27 protein-coding genes and 1 rRNA gene are annotated in these 26952 nt (G+C 33.9%); 14 read left to right on the top strand and 14 right to left on the bottom strand.

Annotated elements, in window-relative coordinates:
- Nucleotides 1-92, top strand: a 5S ribosomal RNA gene (gene rrf, locus IWX80_RS16835); the annotation flags it as partial.
- A 152-nt stretch (nt 93-244) separates the two neighbouring features.
- Here the strand turns inward: rrf and IWX80_RS17115 are convergent.
- A complete protein-coding gene (locus IWX80_RS17115; RefSeq protein ID WP_442899856.1) occupies nt 245-388 on the bottom strand; it encodes a transposase in 144 nt (47 codons plus the stop codon).
- A gap of 862 nt (nt 389-1250) precedes the next feature.
- Here IWX80_RS17115 and IWX80_RS16825 point away from each other — a divergent pair.
- Nucleotides 1251-1793: a DUF1697 domain-containing protein gene (locus tag IWX80_RS16825; RefSeq protein WP_196854465.1), complete on the top strand. Its 543-nt coding sequence runs from the start codon at nt 1251-1253 to the stop codon at nt 1791-1793.
- Nucleotides 1794-2216: 423 nt separating this feature from the next.
- On the opposite strand, the gene IWX80_RS16820 is transcribed toward IWX80_RS16825, so the two are convergent.
- The gene (locus IWX80_RS16820; protein ID WP_196854464.1) at nt 2217-2954 is read right to left on the bottom strand and encodes a diphthine--ammonia ligase; all 738 of its coding nucleotides are present in this window, start codon (nt 2952-2954) and stop codon (nt 2217-2219) included.
- Between the two features lie 103 nt (nt 2955-3057).
- On the opposite strand from IWX80_RS16820, the gene IWX80_RS16815 reads away from it, so the two are divergent.
- The gene (locus IWX80_RS16815) at nt 3058-5121 is read left to right on the top strand and encodes a M1 family metallopeptidase (protein WP_196854463.1); all 2064 of its coding nucleotides are present in this window, start codon (nt 3058-3060) and stop codon (nt 5119-5121) included.
- A 36-nt stretch (nt 5122-5157) separates the two neighbouring features.
- Here IWX80_RS16815 and IWX80_RS16810 read toward each other — a convergent pair whose 3' ends face one another.
- Nucleotides 5158-5679, bottom strand: a complete 522-nt coding sequence (locus IWX80_RS16810; RefSeq protein ID WP_196854462.1) for a DUF7935 family protein — start codon at nt 5677-5679, stop codon at nt 5158-5160.
- A gap of 126 nt (nt 5680-5805) precedes the next feature.
- Between IWX80_RS16810 and IWX80_RS16805 the strand changes: the two genes are divergently transcribed.
- From IWX80_RS16805 to IWX80_RS16795, 3 genes are all read left to right on the top strand, one after another.
- Nucleotides 5806-6570: a sulfite exporter TauE/SafE family protein gene (locus IWX80_RS16805; protein WP_196854461.1), complete on the top strand. Its 765-nt coding sequence runs from the start codon at nt 5806-5808 to the stop codon at nt 6568-6570.
- Between the two features lie 328 nt (nt 6571-6898).
- Entirely contained in the window at nt 6899-9235 is a 2337-nt protein-coding gene (locus tag IWX80_RS16800) for an ATP-dependent helicase (protein ID WP_196854460.1), read from the top strand.
- 84 nt (nt 9236-9319) lie between these two features.
- Nucleotides 9320-9940 carry an L-threonylcarbamoyladenylate synthase gene (locus IWX80_RS16795; protein WP_113633899.1) on the top strand — a complete coding sequence of 207 codons (621 nt, stop codon included), beginning with the start codon at nt 9320-9322 and terminating at the stop codon, nt 9938-9940.
- A 277-nt stretch (nt 9941-10217) separates the two neighbouring features.
- Here the strand turns inward: IWX80_RS16795 and IWX80_RS16790 are convergent, their stop codons facing one another.
- From IWX80_RS16790 to IWX80_RS16780, 3 genes are all read right to left on the bottom strand, one after another.
- Nucleotides 10218-11051 carry an OmpA/MotB family protein gene (locus tag IWX80_RS16790; protein WP_196854459.1) on the bottom strand — a complete coding sequence of 278 codons (834 nt, stop codon included), beginning with the start codon at nt 11049-11051 and terminating at the stop codon, nt 10218-10220.
- Nucleotides 11052-11103: 52 nt separating this feature from the next.
- Nucleotides 11104-12105, bottom strand: a complete 1002-nt coding sequence (locus IWX80_RS16785; RefSeq protein WP_196854458.1) for a glycosyltransferase family 2 protein — start codon at nt 12103-12105, stop codon at nt 11104-11106.
- Nucleotides 12106-12171: 66 nt separating this feature from the next.
- Nucleotides 12172-12618 (bottom strand): type I restriction enzyme HsdR N-terminal domain-containing protein, encoded by a 447-nt coding sequence (locus tag IWX80_RS16780; RefSeq protein WP_113633896.1) that lies wholly within the window; start codon nt 12616-12618, stop codon nt 12172-12174.
- Between the two features lie 91 nt (nt 12619-12709).
- Here IWX80_RS16780 and holA point away from each other — a divergent pair, with 91 nt between their 5' ends.
- From holA to ettA, 3 genes are all read left to right on the top strand, one after another.
- Nucleotides 12710-13714, top strand: a complete 1005-nt coding sequence (gene holA / locus IWX80_RS16775) for a DNA polymerase III subunit delta (protein WP_196854457.1) — start codon at nt 12710-12712, stop codon at nt 13712-13714.
- 75 nt (nt 13715-13789) lie between these two features.
- Nucleotides 13790-13972: a CAL67264 family membrane protein gene (locus IWX80_RS16770; RefSeq protein ID WP_113665712.1), complete on the top strand. Its 183-nt coding sequence runs from the start codon at nt 13790-13792 to the stop codon at nt 13970-13972.
- An 86-nt stretch (nt 13973-14058) separates the two neighbouring features.
- Nucleotides 14059-15753, top strand: a complete 1695-nt coding sequence (gene ettA, locus IWX80_RS16765; RefSeq protein WP_196854456.1) for an energy-dependent translational throttle protein EttA — start codon at nt 14059-14061, stop codon at nt 15751-15753.
- Nucleotides 15754-15817: 64 nt separating this feature from the next.
- On the opposite strand, the gene IWX80_RS17075 is transcribed toward ettA, so the two are convergent.
- The 3 genes from IWX80_RS17075 to IWX80_RS16755 form a co-directional block, all read right to left on the bottom strand.
- A complete protein-coding gene (locus IWX80_RS17075; protein WP_256371164.1) occupies nt 15818-15943 on the bottom strand; it encodes a hypothetical protein in 126 nt (41 codons plus the stop codon).
- A gap of 78 nt (nt 15944-16021) precedes the next feature.
- On the bottom strand, nt 16022-16438 hold the full coding sequence (locus IWX80_RS16760; protein ID WP_196854455.1) for a thiol-disulfide oxidoreductase DCC family protein: 417 nt from the start codon (nt 16436-16438) through the stop codon (nt 16022-16024).
- A 70-nt stretch (nt 16439-16508) separates the two neighbouring features.
- The gene (locus tag IWX80_RS16755) at nt 16509-18674 is read right to left on the bottom strand and encodes an endonuclease MutS2 (RefSeq protein ID WP_196854454.1); all 2166 of its coding nucleotides are present in this window, start codon (nt 18672-18674) and stop codon (nt 16509-16511) included.
- A 146-nt stretch (nt 18675-18820) separates the two neighbouring features.
- Between IWX80_RS16755 and ung the strand changes: the two genes are divergently transcribed.
- Nucleotides 18821-19501: a uracil-DNA glycosylase gene (ung, locus tag IWX80_RS16750; protein WP_196854453.1), complete on the top strand. Its 681-nt coding sequence runs from the start codon at nt 18821-18823 to the stop codon at nt 19499-19501.
- A gap of 220 nt (nt 19502-19721) precedes the next feature.
- Here ung and IWX80_RS16745 read toward each other — a convergent pair whose 3' ends face one another.
- The 5 genes from IWX80_RS16745 to IWX80_RS16725 all read right to left on the bottom strand — a co-directional run bounded on the left by IWX80_RS16745 (nt 19722) and on the right by IWX80_RS16725 (nt 23942).
- Nucleotides 19722-20096 (bottom strand): DUF4258 domain-containing protein, encoded by a 375-nt coding sequence (locus IWX80_RS16745; protein WP_196854452.1) that lies wholly within the window; start codon nt 20094-20096, stop codon nt 19722-19724.
- A 36-nt stretch (nt 20097-20132) separates the two neighbouring features.
- A complete protein-coding gene (locus IWX80_RS16740; RefSeq protein ID WP_165151261.1) occupies nt 20133-21332 on the bottom strand; it encodes an alanine dehydrogenase in 1200 nt (399 codons plus the stop codon).
- A 94-nt stretch (nt 21333-21426) separates the two neighbouring features.
- Nucleotides 21427-21900 (bottom strand): GNAT family N-acetyltransferase, encoded by a 474-nt coding sequence (locus IWX80_RS16735; protein WP_196854451.1) that lies wholly within the window; start codon nt 21898-21900, stop codon nt 21427-21429.
- 8 nt (nt 21901-21908) lie between these two features.
- Entirely contained in the window at nt 21909-22316 is a 408-nt protein-coding gene (tsaE, locus tag IWX80_RS16730; protein WP_196854450.1) for a tRNA (adenosine(37)-N6)-threonylcarbamoyltransferase complex ATPase subunit type 1 TsaE, read from the bottom strand.
- A 72-nt stretch (nt 22317-22388) separates the two neighbouring features.
- Nucleotides 22389-23942 (bottom strand): T9SS response regulator signal transducer PorX, encoded by a 1554-nt coding sequence (locus IWX80_RS16725; protein ID WP_113633886.1) that lies wholly within the window; start codon nt 23940-23942, stop codon nt 22389-22391.
- A 403-nt stretch (nt 23943-24345) separates the two neighbouring features.
- On the opposite strand from IWX80_RS16725, the gene IWX80_RS16720 reads away from it, so the two are divergent.
- From IWX80_RS16720 to IWX80_RS16705, 4 genes are all read left to right on the top strand, one after another.
- Nucleotides 24346-24747, top strand: coding sequence for a hypothetical protein (locus IWX80_RS16720; RefSeq protein WP_196854449.1), 402 nt, complete (start codon nt 24346-24348; stop codon nt 24745-24747).
- A gap of 202 nt (nt 24748-24949) precedes the next feature.
- Complete coding sequence (locus tag IWX80_RS16715; RefSeq protein WP_442899855.1) at nt 24950-25816, top strand: alpha/beta hydrolase; 867 nt, start codon at nt 24950-24952, stop codon at nt 25814-25816.
- A 49-nt stretch (nt 25817-25865) separates the two neighbouring features.
- Nucleotides 25866-26405, top strand: coding sequence for a GNAT family N-acetyltransferase (locus IWX80_RS16710; protein WP_196854448.1), 540 nt, complete (start codon nt 25866-25868; stop codon nt 26403-26405).
- A gap of 31 nt (nt 26406-26436) precedes the next feature.
- Entirely contained in the window at nt 26437-26916 is a 480-nt protein-coding gene (locus IWX80_RS16705) for a GyrI-like domain-containing protein (RefSeq protein ID WP_196854447.1), read from the top strand.
- Nucleotides 26917-26952 lie beyond the last annotated feature (36 nt).

Raw genomic sequence — 26952 nt, 5'->3', positions numbered from 1 at the left:
GGGGCTCACCTCTTCCCATCCCGAACAGAGTAGTTAAGCCCGCCTGCGCAGATGGTACTGCAGTTATGTGGGAGAGTATGTCGTCGCCTTTCTTTTTGGAACCCCAGCTTGAAAAAGCTGGGGTTCTTTTTTTTATAATCTTACCATCGTTAGGATAATGATGGAGCAAGTTTGTAAGTTAGGGCCTATTCAAATATTTTAATAATCTGAACAAGAAAATTAATTTTCTTACCCCACTAAATTTCTACCTAAAAGCTTTAATTTTAGTATTCAAAGATTCCGCTGAAGTATTTGTACTTCTATTGTCAAAGTAATTTAATATGGTTTGGTATTGATTAATTATTGTTTTAAACGACTTGGATCCAGATTGATTTCGTGCGTTTGGTATAATTTGGAGAGCTGATTTTTTATCATTTGTTTTTCAATGATAGTACGCAAGACTTGTGTTAGATTGTATGCTTTTTGAACATCGGGATACAATTCAAACAATAAATTGGCGCTTTTTATTTGGTCATCATATCATATCATTTTTGATTTAGTTTTGTATATAATAAGATATTTCTAACTAGTAATTGTTTTATGTTATCTCCATTTGTCAAGATTTATAACTCGAATCTTTTCCTGGCTGCTTCTATGACTACATTCTCTTGCAATACTTGTTGTAGCGATTTTTGATTCTGATTTCTTGTGAAGCTTATAAAGCTACTTTTTGTATATGGAAACAATCGGTTTTTGATACTGATTTCAGGATTTTTTTTGTAATATAGTCCATAGTTTCTGCCGTATTCAGGGTGATTTCATTACACAAGTTTCGTTATTTTAGAGTTTTTTTTCAGTGATTGAAATTATTGAACCAGCTCTAGTAGCTATTCCTACTATATCCCATTTTTACTTTTGGCTTCTTTGTTGTTTAAAATTGTATAAGTTAACCAATAGATAAGGATGTTTGGTCTAGTGATAAAAGTTTGCAAACGTTTTGGTAAAAAACAACCATTTTTTAGTGTGTTTTATTTGATTCATTTTTAACTTTATCTAAGAATGTTGTTAATTTAGTTTTATCTTTTGAGCTTTAAAGACTATTTTTTTCGGCAGATAAATCACTATGAATTTCATTTTAATTATATACGTTTTTATGTCACTTATTTATCGTTCAAACATCTGATTTTTTGTTGAGACCTGTACATAAATTGCTAAATTTACGATCTGAAAAAATTAAAAATTTATTTTAAATATAAATAAAAAATCAAAGTATGGTTCACTTATGCTTACTTCGCGGCATCAATGTTTCCGGTCACAGTATGATAAGAATGGAGGCGCTAAAAACGACTTTGGAAGACATTGGTTTTCAAAATGTGCAAACCTATATTCAATCTGGTAATGTTTTTGTGGATACCGAGGAGGAAAATCCTGCGGCTGTTGGTTTCAAAATAAAGCAGGAGATTTTCAAGGCTTTTGGTCATGAAGTTCCTGTTGTGGTGATTGGTTCCGCTGATTTAGAAGCGTGTTTCAAGAACAATCCTTTCTTGAAGGAAAAAGATATTGATACTAAGAAGCTATATGTGGCTTTTATTTCAACCACGTTACAAAGTACCAGTATAAATGATTTGAAAATTAGTCAATTCAAACCGGATGAAGCCAGTATTGATGGCAACAGAATTTTTATAAAATATGCTGTTGGCGCCGGAAAAACCAGATTCGACCAAAAATACATCGAGAAAAAACTGAATGTTATTGCAACAATCCGCAATTGGAATACGGTTACGCAATTGCTTAAAATGTACGAGGAAAGATAGTAAAATAAGGACTTTAAGTTTGTTACGACCGCTAATTCGCTAATTATAAATGGTATTGACCATCTTAAATTTGCGAATTAGCGGTATTTTTTTTGAGTCAAAACGAGGATGTTTCAGAATCTATTTTTCACATAGAAAAAAACATTTATAACTTGACGCAACCTTTTGAAAGAAATGGCATCTTAATAATGTATGTATAAAAAATGATATACTATTTTTAGTTTTTGGTAATTAAGTTAATTATAAGTGCTTATTGAACATTTTCATAAGGTTTAGTTTTGGTTAATTTTAGGATTATGAAGCACTTTTGCTAAAGAGTACTCAGAAGTTGAAAAACTTTTGATGCTCTTTTTCTATTTTCAAACCCTAATTAAAAAAATTAAGTCAATCCTAAAGTGTAAAGCTTATTAACTATTAAATGTATTATTTTCCAACCAAATCACAATACCAAAATCCATAATCAAAAGCATCAGAAGCGCTCGTATCGCAGGCGGTATCTGAGGTATCTTCTTTTTCTGGTTTTTCATATTTTCGATACACGACTTCACCAATTTCAAAATCAATTGGTTTCGAGAAAATGGGACCATCAAATGTGAACGTGTGAAATTCGCCATTTTCACCACAAACATCTACATTTTCAGGCAAATCATTGATGAAATCCTGATCAAGCACGCGACCGACAAAGCTCTTATCCAAAAATCGTTCGTTGACACAAACCACAATCGTTTTAAAACCTAAAGCTAGGAATTCTTGAATGATTTCGTGAGTTGGGATTTTCCAAAGCGGAAAAATACCTTCAAAACCTATTTCGGCCAATTTATCTTCACGGTATTTACGTAAATCTTCCAGAAAAATATCACCAAAAATAGAATGTGTTACGCCTTGGTTTTTTAGTTTATCCAATGTTTCTCGCATCACATTTTCATAGACTTCCATCGTGGGCATTTCGGGAATTTGCATGATTTCAAGCGGTAACCCAATGCTTTCTGCTTGTTGTTGTAATAATTCAACTCTTACGCCATGCATCGAAATACGCTGATGTTGTTGGTTTACACTGGTCAATAAACTGGTAATTTCAATTTCTGGATTTTGCAGTGTTTTATATAAGGCGAGCGCAGAATCTTTTCCGCTGCTCCAGTTAAATAAGGCTTTCTTTTTCAATGTAATTATCTTCTGATTTTCTGGAGGTAAACTTACAAAATTAGTCGGATTAGTTTGGGAAACCTTTGTAACTTTGGAAATCGAAGCATCAAATACCCTAATAATGAAATACCTATTCTTTTTTATTTCCACGTTCACATTTGCCCAACAAACCCAATTTTTTGATTTTAAATCGGTTCTGGGGAAAATTTCTGTAAATCCAATTGAAAAAACAGTTTCTGGAGATGTCAATTATGATTTTGACGTTTTGAAATCCATTGATACCATTAAAATTGATGCACAAAATATGGAATTTTCAGATTTGAAATTGAACGGGAAATCTATTAAATTTCTCAATACACAAAAACAATTACAAATTATTTTTCCGTTTAAAAAAGGGAAAAACAACCTAACTTTTCAGTATTTGGCTAAGCCAAAACAAACAATGTATTTCGTTGGTTCAGAAGTCAATGACAATTTACAAATTTGGACCCAAGGACAAGGAAAATATACCAGTAATTGGTTTCCCAGTTTTGATGATGTGAATGAAAAAGTGGTTTTCAATTTGAATATTGTATGCAATAAAAAGTATCAGGTAATTTCAAATGGAATATTGAAATTTAAATCAACACTTGATGGACTTTCGGTTTGGCAATACCAAATGCAAAAACCGATGAGTTCTTATTTGCTAATGCTTGCCATCGGAAAATTTGAAAAAATCAGTCAAAAATCTAGGTCCGGAATTCCTTTAGAAATGTATTTGGAACCAAAAGACGCTACAAAATTTGAACCAACCTATAGAGATTCAAAACGGATGTTTGATTTTTTAGAAAAGGAAATAGGAGTAAAGTTTCCTTGGGAAATATACAAACAAGCGCCAGTTAGGGATTTCTTGTACGCAGGAATGGAAAATACATCAGCAACACTTTTCAACACGCGTTATGCAGTCGATTCTACAGGTTTTGAGGATAGAAGTTACACAAATGTCAATGCGCATGAATTAGCGCATCAGTGGTTTGGAAATTTAGTCACTGCCGAAAGCGGAAAACACCATTGGTTGCAGGAAGGTTTTGCAACGTATTATGCGCTGCTGGCCGAAAAGGAAATTTATGGAGAAGATTATTTTTATTCCAAATTATATGAGTCGGCTCAACAATTAAAATTCGCTTCCAGAACCGATACCATTCCTGTTTTGAATGCCAAAGCCAGTTCATTGACTTTCTATCAAAAAGGCGCTTGGGCACTTTTTGTTTTACATGAAGAAATAGGAGATAAGGCGTTTAAAAAAGCGGTGAAAAACTATTTGAAAAAACATGCGTTTCAGAGTGTGAATACACAAGATTTCTTTGCTGAAATCAAAAAAGTATCAAGTTATGATTTGGATAATTTTAGTAAAGTATGGCTTGAAACTACTGTTTTCAACACACAACAAGCCAATAGTTTATTGCTAAAAAATAAAGTAATTCAGACGCTGTTTGAAGTTGATAAATTGAAAAATAAACCGTTATCAGAGAAAAGAGATTTTCTGGAAAAAACAATGCAATCTGACGTTTATTTTTCTGTAAAAGAAGCGATTCTGAATCAATTGAAAAATGAAAAATGGGAGGATAAAAAGAGTCTTTTTATTTTAGCTTTAGCAACTAAAAATGTGCAATTACGTCAAACAGTTGCTGCAGCATTGAATGAAATTCCAGAGAGTTTCAGAACGCAATATGAAACTTTATTAGAGGACAAATCGTATCAAACACAAGAACTGGCGCTCTATAATTTATGGAACAATTTTCCAGAGCAGCGCATTCAATACCTTGAAAAATCAAAATATTGGATGGGTTTCAATGATTACAATTTGAGGACTTTGTGGCTGTCTTTAGCACTTTCAACACCAAATTATACGGTAGATAAGCAAGCTTTGGAAACCGAATTAATGCAATATTCATCAATTGATTATGAAGCGAATACCAGGCAAAATGCTTTGGAGAAATTGCTTGCTTTCAAAATAATAAATGATATTGTTTTGAAAAACCTTGTAAATGCTACCACGCATCACATGTGGCAATTCACTAAATTTGGTAGAGATAATATTAGAAAACAACTTAAAAATCCTGAAATGAGAGTTTCTTTCGAAAAAATTGTCCCGGATTTAAATGAAGCCGAACAATTTCAGCTGAACCGATTATTGAAAGAATAAGTTTTGAATCAAAAGGGATTTAACAAACTTATATGTTTACCACATTTGGCTCACTTCATTTTTGATGTAAGCTAAAGCCGCATTGCTAGGAGATTGCTTTTCCATCAAATCACTTAAAAGTACCTCACGCAATTTATCGGCATTGTCAACACGATCACTCATATTCGCTTTTCGAATCATTTGAATAGTACTGTTTTTTGCCGTGACAATGATTGTCCAGCATTCGTCTGACATATATATTTGCTGCGTTAAATTATGCTCAAATTCCTGTTCGATTTGTGCAATTATCAAATTTTCGTAATCGTTTTTATCATTAGAAATAGGAGCAATTCGAATCAATAATTTAGTAGGATTGATGCGTTCCATAAATAAAACCATGCGTTCATAAGCTTGTAAACGCAGCGGTAAAGCGTCTTTTTGAGCTTCTTTTTGCAACAACCAGCGTCTGGTATTTTGTTGGTCTTTAAAATAAGAATTGAACAAATAATAAGCTACTCCTCCGGTAACTAATGAAGGTAGTGTGTAAGCCAATATTTCTATAAAATTGATTGAATCCATCTTTGATTTGAAATTTTAAAAGCAAAAATATACTATTTCGAATAGAAATCAATATCTATTTAATAGCAATAAACCGATCCGAATAGTATTTTTGTCCATCAAACAGGAATATTTAAAATTAATAAAATGGAAACCTACATTTTAGTTTTACTTTGTTTAGCGGCCTTTGCTGCAGGATTTATTGACGCAATTGTGGGCGGTGGCGGATTGATTCAAACACCCATGGGATTGATTTTGTTACCCAATCTTCCTGTTTCAACCGTAATTGGAACCTTGAAAGTTCCTGCTTTTAGTGGTACTTCCTTTGCGGCATATCAATATCTGAAAAAGGTAGATATGAACTGGAAACTATTGTCGATTATGATGCTTTTGGCCTTTCCTTCGGCATTTTTGGGTTCTACTTTATTGACGTATGTGAGTAATGATTTCATGAAACCGTTATTACTGGTTGTTCTTTCTTTTTTAGTGATTTATACGTACGCTAAGAAAAATTTCGGGCAACACATAGAAAAAAATCATTCCCCAAGAACCCAAATTTGGAATGCTGTCGGAATCAGTTTTGTAGTTGGTTTGTACGATGGATTTATCGGACCGGGAACCGGAAGTTTTTTGGTTGTGGCTTTTATTGCTATTATGGGTTTCGATTTTTTGCACGCTTCCGCAAATGCTAAAATGGTGAATCTGGCGACAAATTTTGGTTCTATTTGTTTGTTCATTTTAAAAGGAAAAATCATTTGGGCAATAGCACTGCCCATGGCCGCCAGTAATGCTTTGGGAGGCTGGATTGGTGCAAAATTAGCCATCAATAAAGGCAATAGCTTCATTCGGATTTTCTTTTTGGTTGTGGTTGTGGGGACTTTAATCCGTTTTGCGTACGATGTGTTTTCTTAATTATGGATGTTAAACATATAAGTCAGATAAGTTTTTAGTTTAAATTAAAGCAATTAAAATCACTATTTCATTTAGGCAAAACATAACTTCACAAAGATCGATTTAGCTTATATGAGCACTAATATCAATTATTTGAAAAATAATTTTCTTTAACTTATATGACTTATATGTGGAAAATCAAATATGGTTTTTTATAAAATATAGTGCATAAACGTACTACTATTTCTTATCTGGTTCAACAAATAAAGAATGGTTTTTTAGCTTCATTTAAAATTACACTTTTACATCTTTAATGCTTATTTTTGCATACAATACTATAAAAATTTCCATGCACAAATATATCGATCAACTTAATGAAGCCCAACGCGAACCCGTTCTCCAAAAAGACGGCCCCATGATAATTATTGCGGGTGCAGGTTCCGGTAAAACACGGGTGTTGACTATTAGAATTGCTTATTTGATGAGTCAGGGTATCGATGCATTCAGTATCCTATCGCTTACATTTACAAACAAGGCGGCCCGAGAAATGAAAAAACGTATCTCGGATATCGTAGGCGCTGGTGAGGCAAAAAATCTTTGGATGGGAACATTTCACTCGGTTTTTGCTCGAATTTTACGCTCGGAAGCCGAACATCTTGGCTATCCTTCTAATTTTACTATATATGATTCTCAAGATTCTTTGCGTGCCATTTCCGGTATCATCAAAGAAATGCAGTTGGACCGCGATGTGTACAAACCAAAACAGGTTTTAGGGCGTATTTCGAATTTTAAGAATAGTTTGATTACCGTAAAAGCGTATTTCAACAATCCAGATTTACAAGAAGCTGATGCGATGTCGAAAAAGCCTCGAATGGGTGAAATATATCAAAATTATGTAGACCGTTGTTTTAAAGCAGGTGCTATGGACTTTGATGATTTATTATTAAAAACCAACGAATTACTGACTCGTTTTCCAGAAGTTTTGGCCAAATATCAAAACCGTTTCCGTTATATTTTGGTGGATGAGTACCAAGATACGAATCACTCACAGTATTTAATCGTGCGGGCTTTATCTGATAAATTTCAGAATATTTGTGTGGTAGGCGATGATGCGCAAAGTATCTATGCCTTTCGCGGTGCAAACATCAATAACATTTTGAACTTCCAGAAAGATTATGAAGGCGTAAAAACCTTTAGATTGGAACAAAATTACCGTTCGACAAAAAATATTGTTGAAGCTGCAAATACCATCATAGATAAAAATAAAGTAAAACTGGACAAAATAGTTTGGACCGCGAATGATTTTGGTCCAAAGATAAAAGTACACCGCAGTTTAACGGATAATGAAGAAGGCCGTTTTGTTGCTAGTACTATTTGGGAGCAAAAAATGCAAAATCAGTTGCCTAATGGCGCTTTTGCTATTTTGTATCGTACCAATGCACAATCTCGTGCGATGGAAGATGCGCTGAGGAAAAGAGACATTCCGTACCGAATTTATGGCGGACTTTCATTTTACCAAAGAAAAGAAGTGAAGGATGTTTTGTGCTATTTGCGATTGGTTATTAATCCAAAAGATGAAGAAGCTTTGGTTCGGGTAATCAATTATCCGGCACGTGGAATCGGGAATACAACGATCGAAAAACTGACTATTGCAGCCAATCACTACAAGCGTTCGATTTTTGAAGTCATGCAAAACATAGAACGAATTGACTTAAAACTGAATTCGGGAACCAAGCAAAAACTGTTGGATTTTGTTACGATGATTCAGAGTTTTCAGGCTATAAATGAAAATCAGGATGCGTTTTATTTAGCTGATCATGTTGCCAAAAAAACTGGATTGATTCAGGAATTAAAAAAAGATGCTACTCCGGAAGGAATGGCTAAAATTCAGAATATTGAGGAGTTATTAAACGGGATCAAAGATTTCACTGATGGCCAAAAAGAAGTAGATGGAGCTCGTGGCGCTTTGTCTGAATTTATGGAAGATGTGGCTTTGGCAACCGATTTGGATAAAGACACTAGCGATGAAGATCGTGTGGCCTTGATGACCATTCACTTGGCAAAAGGATTAGAGTTTCCACATGTTTTTGTAGTTGGAATGGAAGAAGATTTGTTTCCGAGTGCCATGAGTATGAGTACGAGAAGTGAATTAGAAGAGGAACGACGCTTGTTTTATGTAGCTTTGACCCGAGCCGAGCACCAAGCGTATTTAACGTATGCACAGTCAAGATACCGTTGGGGGAAATTGACCGACAGTGAACCTTCCCGTTTTATTGAAGAAATCGACAGTCAATATCTGGAATATATGACACCTCCTGAAAATAATTACAGGTACAAACCGATGATTGACAGTGATATTTTTGGAGATGTAGATAAGTCCAAACTGCGTTTGGCAAAACCAGCGAATGGAACTCCTCCGACCAAATATAGTTCAGATAATGAACCAAAAGCAGAGATAAATGTTCGTAAATTGAAGCCTGTCAGCAATAATGCTGCTTCAGGAAGTGCTAATTTATTTGATAATAAACTCGTTGCCGGGAATATTGTAATGCACGAACGCTTTGGAAAAGGCGAAGTTTTAAACCTTGAAGGAGTAGGAGCAGACAAAAAAGCCGAAATCAAATTTGAAGTTGGCGGAATAAAAAAATTATTGTTGCGTTTTGCGAAACTGGATATTATAGGGTAAAAATTTGTTTCAAGTTTAAGGTTTAAAGTTGTCAGTTAAAAGAACTTTAAGCCTTAAATATTTTAAACTTTAAACTAAAATAAAATGGCTCAATTTATAAAAATATACGAAGACAAACCCAATGAAGCTGCAATTGCTAAAGTGGTTAAGGTTCTAAAAGAAGGTGGTTTGGTGATTTATCCAACGGATACCGTTTACGGTTTGGGATGTGATATTACCAATACGAAAGCGTTGGAACGCATTGCAAAGATAAAAGGAGTGAAGCTGGACAAAGCTAATTTTTCCTTCGTTTGCCATGATTTAAGTAACATCTCTGATTATGTGAGACAAATTGACACAACCACTTTTAAAATTTTAAAAAGAGCGCTACCGGGACCATATACCTTTATTTTACCGGGAAATAATAACTTACCTAAGGAATTCAAAAAGAAAACAACTGTGGGAATCAGGGTTCCTGATAATGCTATTGCTTTAGAAATTGTAAAGTTGCTAGGAAATCCTATTGTTTCTACATCGATTCATGATGATGATGATGTGATAGAATACACCACTGATCCGGAACTTATTTTTGAGAAATGGCAAAACTTGGTTGACTTAGTTATTGACGGTGGTTATGGTGATAATGTTGGATCTACCATTATAGATTTATCGGGTGACGAACCAATTGTAGTTAGAGAAGGAAAAGGAAGTTTAGATATTTTATAAAATCTAAATCTTTGGCAAAATATTTGCTTCTGTATTATAAATTTCTATATTTACCTAGAAATTACATTATATTAATTACAAAATAATAGCATGTTATTCTTAATTATATTTAATTGGTTGTTAAAGAAAAATTGAGGATACATAGAGGCAGGTCTTTGGACCTGCTTTTTTCGTTTATATATTGGTCGAATTTAAACAATTTGTTAATTTAAATAAACTTAAGCATAAAAAAAACGCCTCAATTTTGAGGCGTTTACTTTTGAATATAAAAACAAAATTACGGTCTTTGTTTTTTCATTTCTTTTTCAATCATTTCGTAAAACTGATCAATTTTAGGTAAAACTACAATACGAGTTCTTCTGTTACGAGATCTGTTTTCAGCAGAATCATTTGCTACTAAAGGAATGTAAGAACTTCTTCCTGCAGCGATTAATTGCTCTGGTTTAACACCCAATTGATTCGTTAATACACGAATGATAGAAGTAGAACGTTTCACACTTAAATCCCAGTTGTCTAATAAAACACCTGAACCATTGTAAGGAACGTTATCAGTGTGTCCTTCTACCATACATTCGAAGTCTGGTTTGTCATTAACTACTTTTGCAACTTTCGCCAAAACCATTTTAGCTCTGTCTGTTACTTCGTAGCTTCCGCTTTTGAATAATAATTTATCAGCAATTGAGATGAAAACAACTCCTTTTTCAACATTTATTTCGATATCTGGATCAGATATTCCTACTGAACTTTTCAAACTAGTTACTAATGCAAGTGTTACACTGTCTTTTTTAGTTAAAGCATCCTGCATTCTACTTATTTTTAAATCTTTCTCTTTGATAGACTCTAAAGCTTTTTCAATGTTTTGAGCACCCTTAGTTGACAATACAGTCATGTCTTTCGAAACGCTGATTAAACCTTGATTTTGCTCTTTTAAAGTAGCCGCTGTTGCTGCAAGACCTGCTTTTTCTTCTAAGCAAGTATTTAATTTTACAGTTGCTGTATTTAGTAAATCTTGAGTTTCTTTGTTTCTAGCTTCTAATTCAGTGTATTTCTTTTTAGAAACACATGAAGTTAAAAGGGCCATTACTGATAAGGCAATTACGATTTTTTTCATAAATTTTTTAAATTTAGATTAAAGGTTAAGGACAAATTTAGCTTTTTAAAATTTATTTGATTCTAAATAAATCGTTAAAAACTTTTAATTTTCTAATGAAGTATAAGTAAACGATACTTTTAACGGTATAGTATGCTGATTCTTGAAATTCATCTCTTTTTTTATAATTATCAGAAAAATGGCTATAAAAAGACCCATGTGCTTTCAATATTGCCCAAAAATGTTTGAACTTTCCTTGGGTTAAAAACTGAATTCCTGCAATTCCGTCCAAAAGCATTCTGCCTAAAAGTATCTTGTATAGTTGCTCTTTCGGAAGATTTTTGGTCAGCATCAATAAAGAGTTTCTAAAATTTAAAAACGTTTTCATTGGATGGCCTTGCTGTAAAGTGGCGCCTCCTACATGATAAACCACTGCTTCCGATGTGTATTTTATTTTGTAACCCTTGTTAATGGCGCGCCAAGACAAGTCAATCTCTTCCTGATGCGCGAAAAAATCATCATCAAAACCATTTAGTGTTTTATAAACAGAACTTCGGATAAAAAAACAAGCTCCTGATGCCCAAAATATTTCACGAGTATCATCATATTGACCGTTATCTTTTTCTAAAGTATCAAAAATACGGCCCCGACAAAAAGGATAACCATATTCGTCAATAAACCCACCAGCAGCACCAGCATATTCAAAGTATTCCTTGTTTTTGAAATCAAGTATTTTGGGTTGAATAATAGCAGTTTTTGGTTCGTTCTCGAAAGTATCAAGAATAGGTTGCAGCCAATTCTCTGTCACTTCAATATCAGAGTTTACTAATGCATATATTTCAGCATCAATGTATTTTAAAGCTTCATTGTAGCCACTTGCAAAACCTAAGTTACTGTCGTTTTTTACAATTTTTACCGATGGAAAAAAAGCTTTGATATAAGAAATAGAATCATCAGTTGAAGCATTATCAGCAACATAAATTGTAGCTTGTGGAGAGTAATTAACTATAGATGGCAGAAACTTTTCAAGCAATAAAATTCCATTCCAATTTAGTATGACAACAGCTATATTCATTTTTGTTTTTATATTTTCAGATTTTAGACTTTATAAATTTTAAAATTTCAAGAAGTCGAAAGTAAGCTAATTATTATAATTTGGTAGATTCTCTAGAAATGCATATTTCTCGTTTTCAAAATCCATTTGGCAAAAGTAATGATTCAATCCATTGGTTACCATCAGGAATTGGGCTTTCATCGTCATGTTATAACGGGCAATTTGGTCGAAAGTCGCTTGTGCAATTTTGATTTCTGGCGCTTTGCATTCAATTAAGATGAAAATAGAGCCATCAGGATTGAAAACCACGACATCGTATCTTTTGCGCAAGCCATTGACTTTTAAAACTTTCTCGACATTAATCAATGATTTTGGATATTTTTTTTCTTCCAATAAAAACTGAACTACATGTTGACGAACCCATTCTTCGGGAGTAAGAATGATAAATTTTTTCCTGATTTCATCAAAAATGGAGACTTTATTTTCGCTATTTTTGAACCGAAAGTTATAAAGTTGAAAATTTAGTTTTTGCATATAGCAAAAGTATTAAATAAGTTTAAAATTTAAAGTTTAAAGTTTCATTCGAATCAACAAACTTTAAACTTCAAACTTTAAACAAAAAGGAATGGACGAGGTTATAAAAATTGTAAATGATATAAAAAGCGGGAACATCAAACCCATCTATTTTTTGATGGGTGAAGAACCGTATTATATTGACAAACTATCAGATTATATTGAAGAAAAAGTCTTATCCGAAGAGGAAAAAGGTTTCAATCAAACGGTTTTATACGGAAGGGATGTCACTATAGAAGACATTATTTCGACAGCCAAACGCTATCCAATGATGGCGGAACGTCAAGTGGTCATCGTAAAAGAAGCTCAGGATTTAATCCGAACTATAGATAAGCTCGAAAGTTACGCTGATAATCCAATGGCAACAACAGTATTAGTTTTTTGTTATAAATACAAAACATTGGATAAACGCAAAAAAGTAACCAAGTTATTAGCGAAAAACGGTGTCGTTTACGAAAGTAAAAAACTATACGAGAACCAAGTAGGAGATTGGATCAAACGTGTTTTGTCAGGCAAAAAATATTTAATTGAGCCTAAAGCAAATGCCATGTTGGTAGAATTTCTTGGGACAGATTTGAGTAAAATAAATAATGAACTCGAAAAATTACAAATTATTTTGCCAGTTGGAAGTACGATAACTCCAAAGGATATTGAGGAAAATATAGGGTTCAGCAAAGATTTTAATGTTTTTGAATTGCGAAAAGCACTTGGCGAACGCAACCAATTAAAAGCCTATACGATTGCTGAAAATTTTGCCCAGAACCCTAAAGATAATCCAATGGTGGTAACGACGAGTCTGGTTTTTAGTTTCTTTATTCAATTATTGAAATATCATGGTTTGAAAGATAAAAATCCTAAGAATGTAGCAGCAGTTATTGGTGTAAATCCATTCTTTTTGAAAGAGTATGATGTGGCTTTGAAAAATTATCCAATGAAGAAAGTCAGTCAAATTGTAGGTGCTTTAAGAGACATTGATGTCAAAAGTAAAGGAGTTGGCGCAAATGCGATGTCCCAATCTGATTTGTTACGAGAAATGCTTTATAAAATATTTAATTAAAGGGCAAAAATTTCCGATATTTGCACTCCCGTTCCGAGGCTTCGGAATTGGATCATTAAAATAAATTCCACAATTATGTCAATGAATAAAAATACGATTCTGGGTTGGGCCACTCTGATAATGATAATCATGGGCTTATTGCTTATTGCATTAGGTGCTTTTAGATATGATGATGTAGCAGGATGGGGCTTCGCAGCAGTAGGTGTTGGCTTTTTAGCTAATGCGTGGGTGTTTAGTTCACTCAAGGGAAGACTTTAGTTAATCAAAAATTACGAATTTAAAATTGAAAAAATTAGATAAGAACTAATTATCTAAAAGTATAATAATCAGAAAATCTATAAAAAATGGCAGACGATAAAAAAGTGATATTCTCAATGTCAAAATTGAGCAAGACCTATCAAGGAGCAGATAAACCAGTACTTAAAAACATCTATTTGAGTTTCTTTTATGGAGCTAAGATTGGTATTTTGGGATTAAATGGTTCTGGGAAATCCTCCTTATTAAAAATTATAGCAGGTGTTGATAAAAACTATCAAGGTGATGTAGTGTTTGCACCAGGTTACACAGTTGGTTATTTAGAGCAAGAACCTATTTTAGATGACAGCAAAACAGTAATCGAAATTGTAAGAGAAGGAGTTGCTGAAACAATGGCTGTTTTAGATGAGTTCAATAAAATCAATGATAGTTTTGGTTTGCCGGAAGTCTATGAAAATGCCGATAAAATGGAGCAATTGATGGATCGTCAAGCGCTTTTACAAGATAAAATTGATGCATTGGGTGCTTGGGAAATCGATACCAAACTGGAAATTGCCATGGATGCATTACGCACGCCAGAAGGAGATACGCCAATCAAGAATTTATCTGGTGGTGAGCGTCGTCGTGTAGCTTTATGTCGTTTGTTGTTGCAACAACCTGATGTTTTGCTTCTGGATGAGCCTACGAATCACTTGGATGCGGAAAGTGTACTTTGGTTAGAAGAACATTTAGCACAATATGCAGGAACTGTAATTGCAGTAACGCACGATAGATATTTCTTGGATAATGTTGCTGGTTGGATTTTGGAATTAGACAGAGGTGAAGGTATTCCTTGGAAAGGGAATTATTCTTCTTGGTTGGACCAAAAATCAAGCCGTATGGCATTAGAAGAAAAAGTAGCTTCGAAACGTAGAAAAAACTTAGAACGCGAGTTGGACTGGGTTCGTCAAGGTGCCAAAGGACGTCAAACGAAACAAAAAGCGCGTTTGCAGAACTACGATAAATTATTGAATGAAGACCAAAAACAATTGGATGAAAATCTGGAAATTTACATTCCAAATGGTCCACGTTTAGGTACTAATGTAATTGAAGCTAAAAATGTTGCTAAAGCATTTGGAGATAAATTACTGTATGATAATTTAAATTTCACATTGCCTCAAGCAGGAATTGTTGGGATTATCGGACCAAATGGTGCTGGTAAATCAACAATTTTCAAAATGATCATGGGTGAAGAGAAACCAGATTCAGGAGAGTTCTTAATTGGGGATACTGTAAAAATCGCTTATGTAGATCAAGCGCACTCCAACATAGATCCTAATAAATCAATTTGGGAAAACTTCGCTGACGGTCAGGAATTGATTATGATGGGCGGAAAGCAAGTAAATTCAAGAGCTTATTTGTCACGATTTAATTTTGGTGGTGGAGAACAAAACAAGAAAGTTTCGATGCTTTCTGGTGGAGAACGTAACCGTTTACATCTTGCAATGACTTTGAAAGAAGAAGGAAACGTACTTTTGCTGGATGAGCCTACCAATGATTTAGATATCAACACACTTCGTGCATTAGAAGAAGGTTTGGAGAGTTTTGCAGGTTGTGCGGTAGTTATTTCTCACGACAGATGGTTTTTGGACAGAATTTGTACACACATTCTAGCTTTCGAAGGAAACTCTGAAGTATATTATTTTGAAGGTGGTTTCTCTGATTATGAGGAAAACAAGAAAAAACGTTTAGGTGGTGATTTAACTCCAAAACGATTGAAATACAGAAAATTAATTAGAAGTTAGTTTTTCTAAATATAGATAATAGCAGCAAGAGGATGTCCGTAAAGGCATCCTCTTTTTTATGCTGTTATTTTTTTCTGTCGGAATTCATCATAATGAAAACTGCTGAAATAATTCCTACGATGACTAATCCGAATACGACAACCATTATAAAAGTTCCGTTATCCCAAGAAAAAAGTGTGGTGTCTTTCATGATCCATTTATTTTTAAGATTTTTCAAATATATTATTCTTGTAAAATAAAAGGTATGATAATTATCATGATTGGGTGTTTAATCTAAAAATTTGGCTTGGAGCTCCTTTGTAGGAATCAAGCAAGTTTCCTTTTCCCCATACCATTTGTACCGGTTTTTAGCGATATAATCATAAATATAGTTACTGAAAGAAGTGGGTAATATTGAAAACAGTGAAGCAAAATAAAATATTCCTCCCAAATGTTTAGCAATTTCTAAGGCAGCTTCTGATTTATAGTAGTAAGCAAAACCAGGCTGATACAAAATAATACTATCTGTTTTTTGTGTGTCAATACCCAAGTGTTTTATTATTTTTTGACCTAAATCAGATTGCAAAGCTACAAACCGGAAAACATCTTTAGTATCATGCTTAATAATCGTTTGCACCGCCGAATCACACAGATTGCAAACGCCATCAAAGAGAATTATTTTTTTGTCTTTAGGAATATTGAGCATAATTTAAAATTTAAAATTCAACATTTAAAATTATTAACGGAGTTGAAATTTATTTTCGTCTGAACACTCCTTACTTTTTCCCCGCTTCAACAAATTCTAGTGCTTCCAGACTGACTTTTGAAGTAAATACCCCGTAGTTCACTGTTACTTTGTTTTTTTCAATAGAATCAATCGTTCCTACTGCTTTTCCATCAAACATTCTCACGCGATCACCTACTTTTAGAATTGGTTTTGGTTTTTCAATCACGACTTTCAATTTCTTCTCTTTCTTTTCTTTTCTGATTTCCTCCACTTGAACCGTCACTTCTTGAATCACTTCTTTTTTCTTTTCAATCAGCGCTTTTGTCTCTTTTGTTGTGGCTTTCTTGCGCTTTGAATTTTCAATTTCAATGATTTTCAAAAACTCACCAAGCAGTTCTTTCTTGTTTTTATTGTTGAAATATTTCTCCGAAATGTCTTCAATTTTTTGGCCAATATAAATGGTTTTCTGGTTGCTGTCGTACAATTCTTGATAGCTTTCCAGTTTCTGTTTGATTTTTACATTAATGGTTTCCATTTTCTTGCCTTCTTCACGCGCTTTTGTTTCTTCTTCTTTAAGCGTTTGCGAAGTTTTCTCCATTTTAGAACGTTCTTTCTGAAGTGTTGCAATCGTTTTATCAAAACGTACTTTTCCAACTTCAATTTTCTTTTTCGCCCGATTGATTAAGCTGAAAGGAATTCCATTTTTTAAAGCTACTTCAAACGTAAAGGAACTTCCTGCTTGGCCCAAAACTAATTTGTATAATGGCTCTAATGTTTTTTCATCAAAAAGCATGTTGGCATTGGTGGCAAAAGGCAGTTCGTTCGCCAGAATTTTTAGATTTGAATAATGCGTTGTAATAATCCCAAAAGCTTCTCGATGATAGAATTCTTCTAAGAAAATTTCGGCTAAAGCACCTCCTAATTCTGGATCTGAACCGGTACCAAATTCATCAATAAGGAACATGGTTTTTCTATTGCACTTCTTTAGAAAGTAGTTCATGTTCTTTAATCGGTAACTGTATGTACTTAGATGATTTTCAATAGATTGATTATCACCAATATCTGTTAAAATTCGATCGAATAAAAACGTTTCACTGCGTTCGTGCACTGGAATCAACATTCCGGATTGCAGCATTAATTGCAGTAGTCCTACGGTTTTTAACGAAATAGTTTTCCCTCCCGCATTAGGCCCTGAAATCACTATGATTCTACTTTCCTGACTTAATTCAATAGTTTGCGGATGCGTAATTTCGTTTTTTTGTTTGTTGTTCAAATACAGAATTGGATGGAAAGCATCTCTAAAATAAAGGCGGCGTTCCTCTGTAATTGTTGGCAAAATTCCATTGATTTTATTGGCATATTTTGCTTTCGCAGCAATTACATCAATATCACTAAGAAAATCCTGGTATTTGATTAAAAGCGGTAAATATGGGCGAATATAATTAGATAACTGTTTTAAAATTCGGGTAATTTCTTCTTTCTCTTCGTATTCAAGATTACTCAATTCTCGGGAATATTGTAAAGTAGCTTCTGGTTCAATATAAGCAATACTTCCTGTTTTGGAACTGCCCAAAATTGATCCTTTTACTTTACGGCGATACATCGCTAAAACTGCTAAAACTCGCCTGTTTTGAACAAAACTTTCTTTGATATCGTCTAAATATCCTAACGAATTGTAGTGCGTCAAAGCAGTTCCAAAACTTTGATTGACTTTTCCACGAACAGCATTCATACTGCGACGGATGTTCAATAAATCCGGTGATGCATTGTCTTTAATTTCGCCATATTTATCGACTACTTCGTCCACCATCGTGATGATTTCTTTAGTCAGTTCGACTTGGTTTGCTCTTGCGTTTATATTTGGATAATAATCCTCGAATTTTCTCAAAAAACTCAACAGGAAATTTACCGTTGAAGAAATGGTAGCGATTTTTCTAAAACTGCCCACTTCCAAGAAACTGTCTTCAATGGCCAGAAACTTTATTTCATGCGTGACAGCATCAAAACCATGATTGGGAATCGCATTGTTATTTTGGAAAGACGAAACATATTCTGAGGTTTGCATTAATGCTTGCATCAACGTTTCCTTGTCTTTAAAAGGGGTTATTTCTAATGCTTTTTGTTTTCCAATGTCAGTATTACAAATGGTCGAAATGGTTTCGAGAACCGTTGGAAATTGTAAATCTTGTAATGTTTTTTCGGTGATGGATATCATTTATCGTATAATTCTTTTCAACACAAAAATAGCTAATAGTTAAGACTATTTAACAGACTTTCACAAAGAATTAATGAATGTTTATTATCCTTTTTATGATTCAAAAAAAATATTCTCTCTGTATCTTTGCTTTTTAATATTTAACTATGCAAATCAATCTAAATCCCACTTGGCAATCCATTTTATCAGATGAAATCCAGAAACCCTATTTTCAGGAATTAATGGAAACGGTTGATGAAGAATATAAAAATCATACTTGTTATCCTCCTAAAGAATTGATTTTTGCTGCATTTAATTATTGCAGTTTCAATGATGTAAAAGTGGTTATTATTGGTCAAGATCCTTATCACGGCAAGGGCGAAGCCAATGGTTTGTGTTTCTCTGTGAATGATGGTGTTCGAATTCCGCCTTCGTTACGCAATATTTTCAGGGAAATGAGTGAAGATTTGGGAACTATTTTCATGCCCACTTCCGGTAATTTAGAAGCTTGGGCAAAGCAGGGTGTTTTGTTGTTGAATGCTTCGCTGACCGTGAGAGAAGACAATGCGAATAGTCATAAACACTTAAAATGGAATCTTTTTACGGATGCAGTTATCCAGAAAATTTCGGAAGAAAAAAAGCATGTTGTTTTCTTACTTTGGGGTAATTTCGCCCATAAAAAAGGACTAAAAATAGACCGAACAAAACATCTGGTTTTAGAATCCGGGCATCCTTCGCCAATGAGCGCCAATCAAGGAAAATGGTTTGGGAATAAGCATTTCAGTAAAACGAATGCTTATTTGAAACAAAATGGATTGGGATTAATTAATTGGATTTCAGTAGATTAATTGTGTTTTTTGAAAGCGTAAATTGGTGTTTTACATGTTTTGCGTGAGTGATGGAAGTGGAGCTCTTTTTTGAGAGGCGTTTGAGCCTCCAAAAAAAGCGGTAACGTACAGCACGACCCGAAGTTGCGAGGAGGAACGACGAAGCAATCTTTAGGGTCACGCCCAAATTAAAATAGTTTTATTTGAAAAATTTAACCGTAAATAGAACTAATTAAAATGCCTATTTTTTTATAATATCCTCTAAAACAGCTTTATCAGCGTAATTAATGACTTTCAAAGTTACCTCTTGGTTTTTGATTGTTTTACCTTCTATGATGTATAGCTTTCCTTTTTTAAGTTCGATATTACTATTGTCGAAATCTACGTCACCAAATTGCAATGTGTTTTTAATATCAGCAGTGTCAATCCATTTTTCAGCCAAAATCACTGAAGCTTTATCCGAATAATAAAACGGTTTGTTTCTCAAATCATTTAAAACTCTTGCATTTGGGAAATAGTTACAACGGGTATCTTTACCACTGAAAACTAACGCTACAAAAAACAGTCCTATTACTAAACCTACTAGATAATAGGCGAAACGATGTATAAACTTCATGAATTAAATTTTTGGCAAAGGTAGAAGAAAGTTTTCTTAAAAAACAATTAAATTGATGTCGTTATAAGGCAAATCAAACCATTCGCCTATGGAAGTATTAGTGAGGATTCCGTGGTACATATAAACGCCATTTTTCAACCCTTTATCGCAACGAATAGCACTTTCAATGCCGCCATCTTCAGCAATTTTCATCAGGTAAGGGGAAATTATATTGCTAATGGAAAGCGATGCTGTTTTAGAATATCGGGAAGGTATATTAGGCACGCAATAATGCAAAACATTGTTTTTGATAAACGTAGGTTTCTCATGTGAAGTCACTTCCGAAGTCTCAAAACAACCGCCGGTATCAATACTTACATCCACAATTACAGCTCCATTTTTCATGTGCTCTACCATAGTTTCCGTAACGATAACGGGACAACGTTCTTTGCCTCGCATGGCACCAATGGCTACGTCACAACGTCGTAACGCTTTTAGCAAAGCTTTGGGTTGTATGGTGGAAGTGAAAATCCTTTGGTTTAAATTATTTTGCAAACGACGCAATTTGGTAATAGAATTATCAAAAACTTTGACACTGGCTCCTAAACCAATTGCGGTTTTAGCGGCAAATTCCCCAACGGTTCCTGCGCCTAAAATAACCACATCAGTAGGAGGGACGCCGGTAATGTTCCCGAATAATAATCCTTTTCCAAATTCATTGGTAATCATCAACTCGGCTGCAATAAGAATAGAAGCCGTTCCGGCAATTTCGCTCAAGGATTTCACCGCAGGATACGTTCCGTCTTCGTCCTTGATGTATTCAAAAGCTAGTGCGGTAATTTTCTTTTTCGTTAACGCTTCAAAATACGTTTTCTTACGCGTTTTCAATTGAATGGCGGACAGCAGAATTGTCTGCGGGTTCATCATTTCAATTTCGGCAAGTGTGGCTGGTTCCACTTTCAAAATCATGGGGCAACTGAATACTTTTTTGGTGTCATTAGTAATTTCGGCACCTGCATCAGAATATTCTTTGTCAGTATAACTCGAACTCAATCCCGCTCCCGCTTCAATCATCACGCGATGACCATGATAGGTAAGCGAGTTAACAGCATCTGGTGTAAGACAAATTCGGCGTTCCTGATAACTCGTTTCTTTTGGAATCCCAATAAAAAGTTCGCTTTTTTGTCTTGCAATCTCCAGTTTTTCCTCTTGGGGTAAAAGCTGTTGTTTTGTGAATGGCGTTATAGTTATTGACATTGATGTTGTTAAATTAAGGGTACAATTTACGTAAAAAGTTTTATAAACAGTACAAATTCAATAGTGTTAAATTCATTTGGAATGTAACAGAATCTCACCGAATGATTCTTTCCATTTTAATATCGGCTCGTTCATAAACGCCATCTTCCAACGGTACTTCTACGAAACCAAATTTTTCATACAAATGAATAGCCGACAATAATTTCCTGTTCGAATATAAAATCAGTTTTTCCATTCCTTTTGCTTCAGCAACAGCAAGACAATGCAGCATCAGTTTTTTACCAATTCCTAATCCTTGAACACCATCTGTAACGGCCATTTTACTCAGCTCGAAAGTCGTATCGTCAATTTTTATTAAAGAAACCGTTCCTACGATTTCATCTTTATATTTCGCATAAAAAATCATTCCGCCTTTGTCTATAATCTGACCTTGCGGATCTGAAAGTACGATTTCATCTTTGGGTTCAACCCTAAAATGTTTTTGCAACCATTCCAGATTTAATGTCTTTATAGCTTCTTTGTATGTCGGAGAAAAAGGTATAATTTCAATAGTATTGTCTACACTCATGTTTACTTTCAGCTTAAAGTTAAAGAACGTTTTCCATCAGCGAGCAGCGAAATATTGATAACCGAATGTACCTCGGGAATCAAATTTGGAATCTTCTCTGCCCATTCTATAAAGCACCAATTACCGGAATACAAATAATCATCAACACCCATATCCATAGCTTCTTCTTCTTTGTTTAATCTGTAAAAATCAAAATGATAAACCAGCTGATTATCATCGGCTTCATATTCATTAACTAAAGAAAAAGTTGGACTGCTTGTAGCGCCAGTTACACCAAGCGTTTTACACAATTGCTTGATCAACGTTGTTTTTCCAACCCCCATTTCTCCGTGAAAAAGAATCACTTTTTTAGGGTTATTGGCAATAATTTTTTGCGCCACTTCTTCGAGTTGGTCAATAGAAAAAATGATATTCATTCTTATAAAATTGTTTAAAGTTTACAGTTTAAGGTTCTTGCCGTAAACTGAAAACTGAGACTGACTACTTTTTTATTTCGGGTTAAAAACTAAAAACGGAATAATCATTTCTTCCAATGAAATTCCTCCGTGCTGATACGTGTTTTTGTAATAACTCACATAATGATTATAGTTGTTGACATACGCCAAGAACAAATCATTTTTTGCAAAAATATAAGAACTACTCATATTTATGGTAGGCAAACCAATATTTTTTGGCTCTTTTACGGCATAAACATCTTTGTGTTCGTAGGTCAAACTGCGTCCGGTTTTATAACGTAGATTTAAACTCGTGTTTTTATCACCCACCACTTTCGATGGATTTTTTACATTTATTGTCCCGTGATCGGTGGTTAAAATTAATTTGAAACCCATTTTTTGGGCCTGTTGAATGATTTCTAAAAGTGGTGAATTCTTAAACCAACTCAACGTTAGCGAGCGGTACGCTTTATCATCTGAGGCCAACTCTTTCACCACATCCATCTCTGTTTTGGCATGCGAGAGCATATCGACAAAGTTGTAAACTACGGTCACTAAATCATTATCTTTTAAGGCTTTGAAGCTTTCGGCTAATTTTTTTCCACCTGCAAGACTGGTAATTTTAAAATAGTCTTCCTTTATATTTAAGCCCAATCGTTTCAACTGCGCCGTCAAAAATTCGGCTTCAAAAAGGTTTTTTCCGCCTTCTTCCGGGTCATTTTTCCAGTATTGCGGAAACTGTTTCTCCATTTCTAATGGCGTTAAACCAGAGAAAATCGCGTTTCTCGCATATTGTGTCGCCGTAGGAAGAATAGAGTAGTAAGGCACTTCTTTTTCTAGCTTGTAGTAATTTCCCACTACACTTTCAAAGGTTTTCCACTGGTCGTAACGCAGGTTGTCAATCACGACAAACAAAATGGGCTTGTCTTTTTTCTTGAGTTCAGGAAGTACTAATTCTTTGAATAACGTATGTGATTGAACCGGTTTATCGGCTTTTGGTGCAAACCAATCCTCGTAATTGCGCTCAATGAATTTTCCAAATTGCGAATTGGCTTCTGTTTTTTGGGATTCCAAAATTTCAATCATACTCTGATCATCGATATTTTCCAATTCCAGTTCCCAAAAAATCAATTTCTTGTACAATTCAATCCAGTCTTCATAAGAATTCACCATCGCCATTTCCATGGTGATTTTTCTAAATTCCTTCTGATAATCCAGCGTAGTTTTTTGCGAAATTAATCGGGAATGATCCAGATTTTTCTTCAAACTCAACAAAATCTGGTTCGGATTCACGGGCTTGATCAAATAATCAGCAATTTTAGAACCTATGGCTTCCTCCATAATGTATTCTTCCTCGCTTTTCGTAATCATAATCATGGGAACCGAAGATTTTTTCTCTTTCATTTCTGACAGGGTTTCCAAACCGCTCATTCCGGGCATATTTTCATCCAGAAAAACGATATCAAAATTGTTTTCCTCAAAAATCCCGATGGCGTCAAGTCCGTTGTTACAGGTTGTTACCTCGTAATTTTTCTTTTCCAGAAATAGTATATGTGGTTTCAAAAGGTCGATTTCATCATCAACCCAAAGTATTTTTATTTTATCCATAATTGTATCAACAAGAGTTCTAACGTACTAAATTAAAGTGCCAAATTACATTTTTTTGTAACGGCTACCTGCTAATATTATGATAATTTTTTAACACACTTACGCTACATCTTATAAAACCGAAATTCGCTTTTGGTTTGTTTTAGATTTGTTTCTGGGCGTGCCCCATCCTCCGTAAACTCCATCTGGGTCGGGCTGTACGCTGTATCTTTCCTTTTTAAAGAAAAAAGGAAAGGATGCCGCTTCCATCCCTCACGCACTTGCGAGAATGATTGGGGTTTATAAGAACGTTTGAGAAGGGGAGTTTTTGAAAACACAATTGTATTCAATTATTTGTAATTAATTTATTATATATTTGGAATTAATGTATTTGTCCAATGTTAACAATTCTTAAAATTTAATTATGAGAAAAATTATTTTTATTTTGTCTATAATGACAGGTTTAAGTTGTAAATCACAAAAAATTGAAGCTAGAGAAGTAAACAATTTTGAATTAAATAACTTTATTGGAAATATAAGTGAATTTAAATCATATACTTTAACTGATATTTTATTCAATATTGTTATTGTTAAAAACATATCAGGAAGTGCAAATAACAAAGAATCGGGTGAAGTTTCAAATAATATATATTTATCAAAATGTGAATTTGGAGAACTCCCAATTTGCAAATTATACATGTTGGAGAATTTTATCAATTTAAATATTGAAAAGGTATATGAAGATAGAACTAACATCAAAATTGACATTACATCTGGAAATTATAAGCAACGTAAATCGAATACAATTTTAATCTCGATAAATTAATATAGTCAATCTTTTTTAAATTTTTGGTTAAAAAATGACTTTCCAAAAGTAAATTTCGGATATTTTTTTGTTTACCTTCTTCCTTTGAACACGAGCATCTCGCTCATGTCCTCAAACAAAAATTGAAAACTATTACAAAAAAACGAACAATATATAAGAATGTTGCACACATTCATTTTTAAAAATATTCAAAATAAACAAAATGATGAAACCAATATTGATTTTAATAGTGCTCTTTTTTACAGTAGCTTCAAATTCTCAAAATAATAAGCCAAAAGAGAATAGTAAACCTTTTGTTCTGGGAAGCATCGAAGAAATACATTCAAAAGTATTATCCGAAAAAAGAATACTAAACATTTATTTACCAGAAGGATATCAACAAAATGATACCATCACTTATCCGGTAATCTATTTACTGGATGGTTCCGCTGATGAAGATTTTATTCACGTTGTTGGGCTTTTTCAATTTAACAGTTTTTCATGGATCAATAGAGTTCCAAAATCAATTGTTGTTGGAATTGCAAATTTGGATCGTAAAAGAGATTTTACATATCAAACCACCATTGAAGCAGACCAAAAAAGACATGCAACTGCTGGGAAATCGGCAAATTTCATTTCCTTTTTAGAAAAGGAATTACAGCCGTATATTCAAAAGAAATACAAAACAAACGATTCAAAAACCATTATTGGACAATCATTAGGCGGACTTTTGGCTACTGAAATTTTACTTCAGAAACCCAATTTATTCAATAAATACATCATCATAAGTCCTAGTTTGTGGTGGGATAATGGCTCTTTGTTGCGTCAAAATTCAGTTATTTATCAAGAAAACTTTAATAAAAAAATTGATATTTACATAGGAGTTGGAAAAGAAGGACTTGCACCAAGTGAGATTCCGCATGTTATGGAAGTAGATGCAAATCTATTAACAGAAAAATTAAAAAGCACAAAATCTAAAACGGTAACAGTAAATTTTGACTATTTGCCACAGGAAGACCACGCCACGATAACACATCAAGCTATTTTTAACGCTTTGATAATTTTGTATCCGATGAGCACGGAAAAGTAAAAGATACTTTTATAATTGGACTGACTGTATTAATTTTAAAAAACAAAAAATGAACATCGAAATTCTCAAAACAGAACGATTGATTTTACGACCAATTACTGTAATGGATTTGGATTATATTCACGAATTGCATTCTTTGAAAGAAACAGATGAATTCAATACGTTAGGAATTCCGGCAAATATCGAAGAAACAAAACTTCTGTTAGAAAAGTGGATTTCTGAAAACAATAAAGAACCTACGACCCATTTTACTTTTGCGGTCGAATTAAATGCCGGAAACCAAATTATTGGATTAATTGGAATCAATTTAGGGAAAGTGAAATATAAAAATGCCGAAGTTTGGTTTAAATTTCACAAAGACCATTGGAACAAAGGCTTCGCTACGGAATCTTTAAAAGAAATACTCCGTTTTGGTTTCAATGAACTCAATCTGCATCGGATTGAAGCGGGATGTGCCTTGGGAAATATAGGTTCCATCAACGTTTTGGAAAAAACCGGAATGACAAGAGAAGCCCACACCCGAAAATTATTGCCATTGTCATCCGGCTGGTCTGATAATTACGGTTACGCTATTTTATCAACTGATTAGTCATTTGTTCAATCTTAAAAAGCAACATTTTATGAATCCTAGAATTGAAACATTACCGGAGAAAAAATTAATTGGCAAACGAATAACACTTTCGTTATCCAATAATAAAACCGCAGAACTTTGGAAAAATTTTATGCCAAGACGAATGGAAATTCAAAATAGTATTGGAACCGAATTGTATTCCATGCAAAAATATGATGCGTCCTATTTTAAAGCTTTTAATCCCAATACTGAATTCGAAAAATGGGCCGCCATTGCTGTAGCGGATTTCGATGAAATTCCAGAAGGTATGGAACCAATTATTTTGGCTGGAGGATTGTACGCAGTTTTTATTCATAAAGGAGATGTGACGACTGCTTCAAAAACATTTGAGTATATTTTCGGAACTTGGTTGCCCATCTCTGAATATGTTCTGGATGATAGAATGCATTTTGAATTATTAGGAGAAAAATACAAGAATAACGATCCAGAATCCGAAGAGGAAATTTGGATTCCAATCCAACTGAAATAAAAATTTTGATTAATTATCAAAAGAACAATTGCTATA

This window comes from Flavobacterium sp. CAN_S2 (assembly GCF_015752255.1).
Taxonomy (GTDB): Bacteria; Bacteroidota; Bacteroidia; order Flavobacteriales; family Flavobacteriaceae; genus Flavobacterium.
Note: the sequence above shows the minus strand (reverse complement) of the source record. Positions and strands in the feature narration are given on the sequence as shown.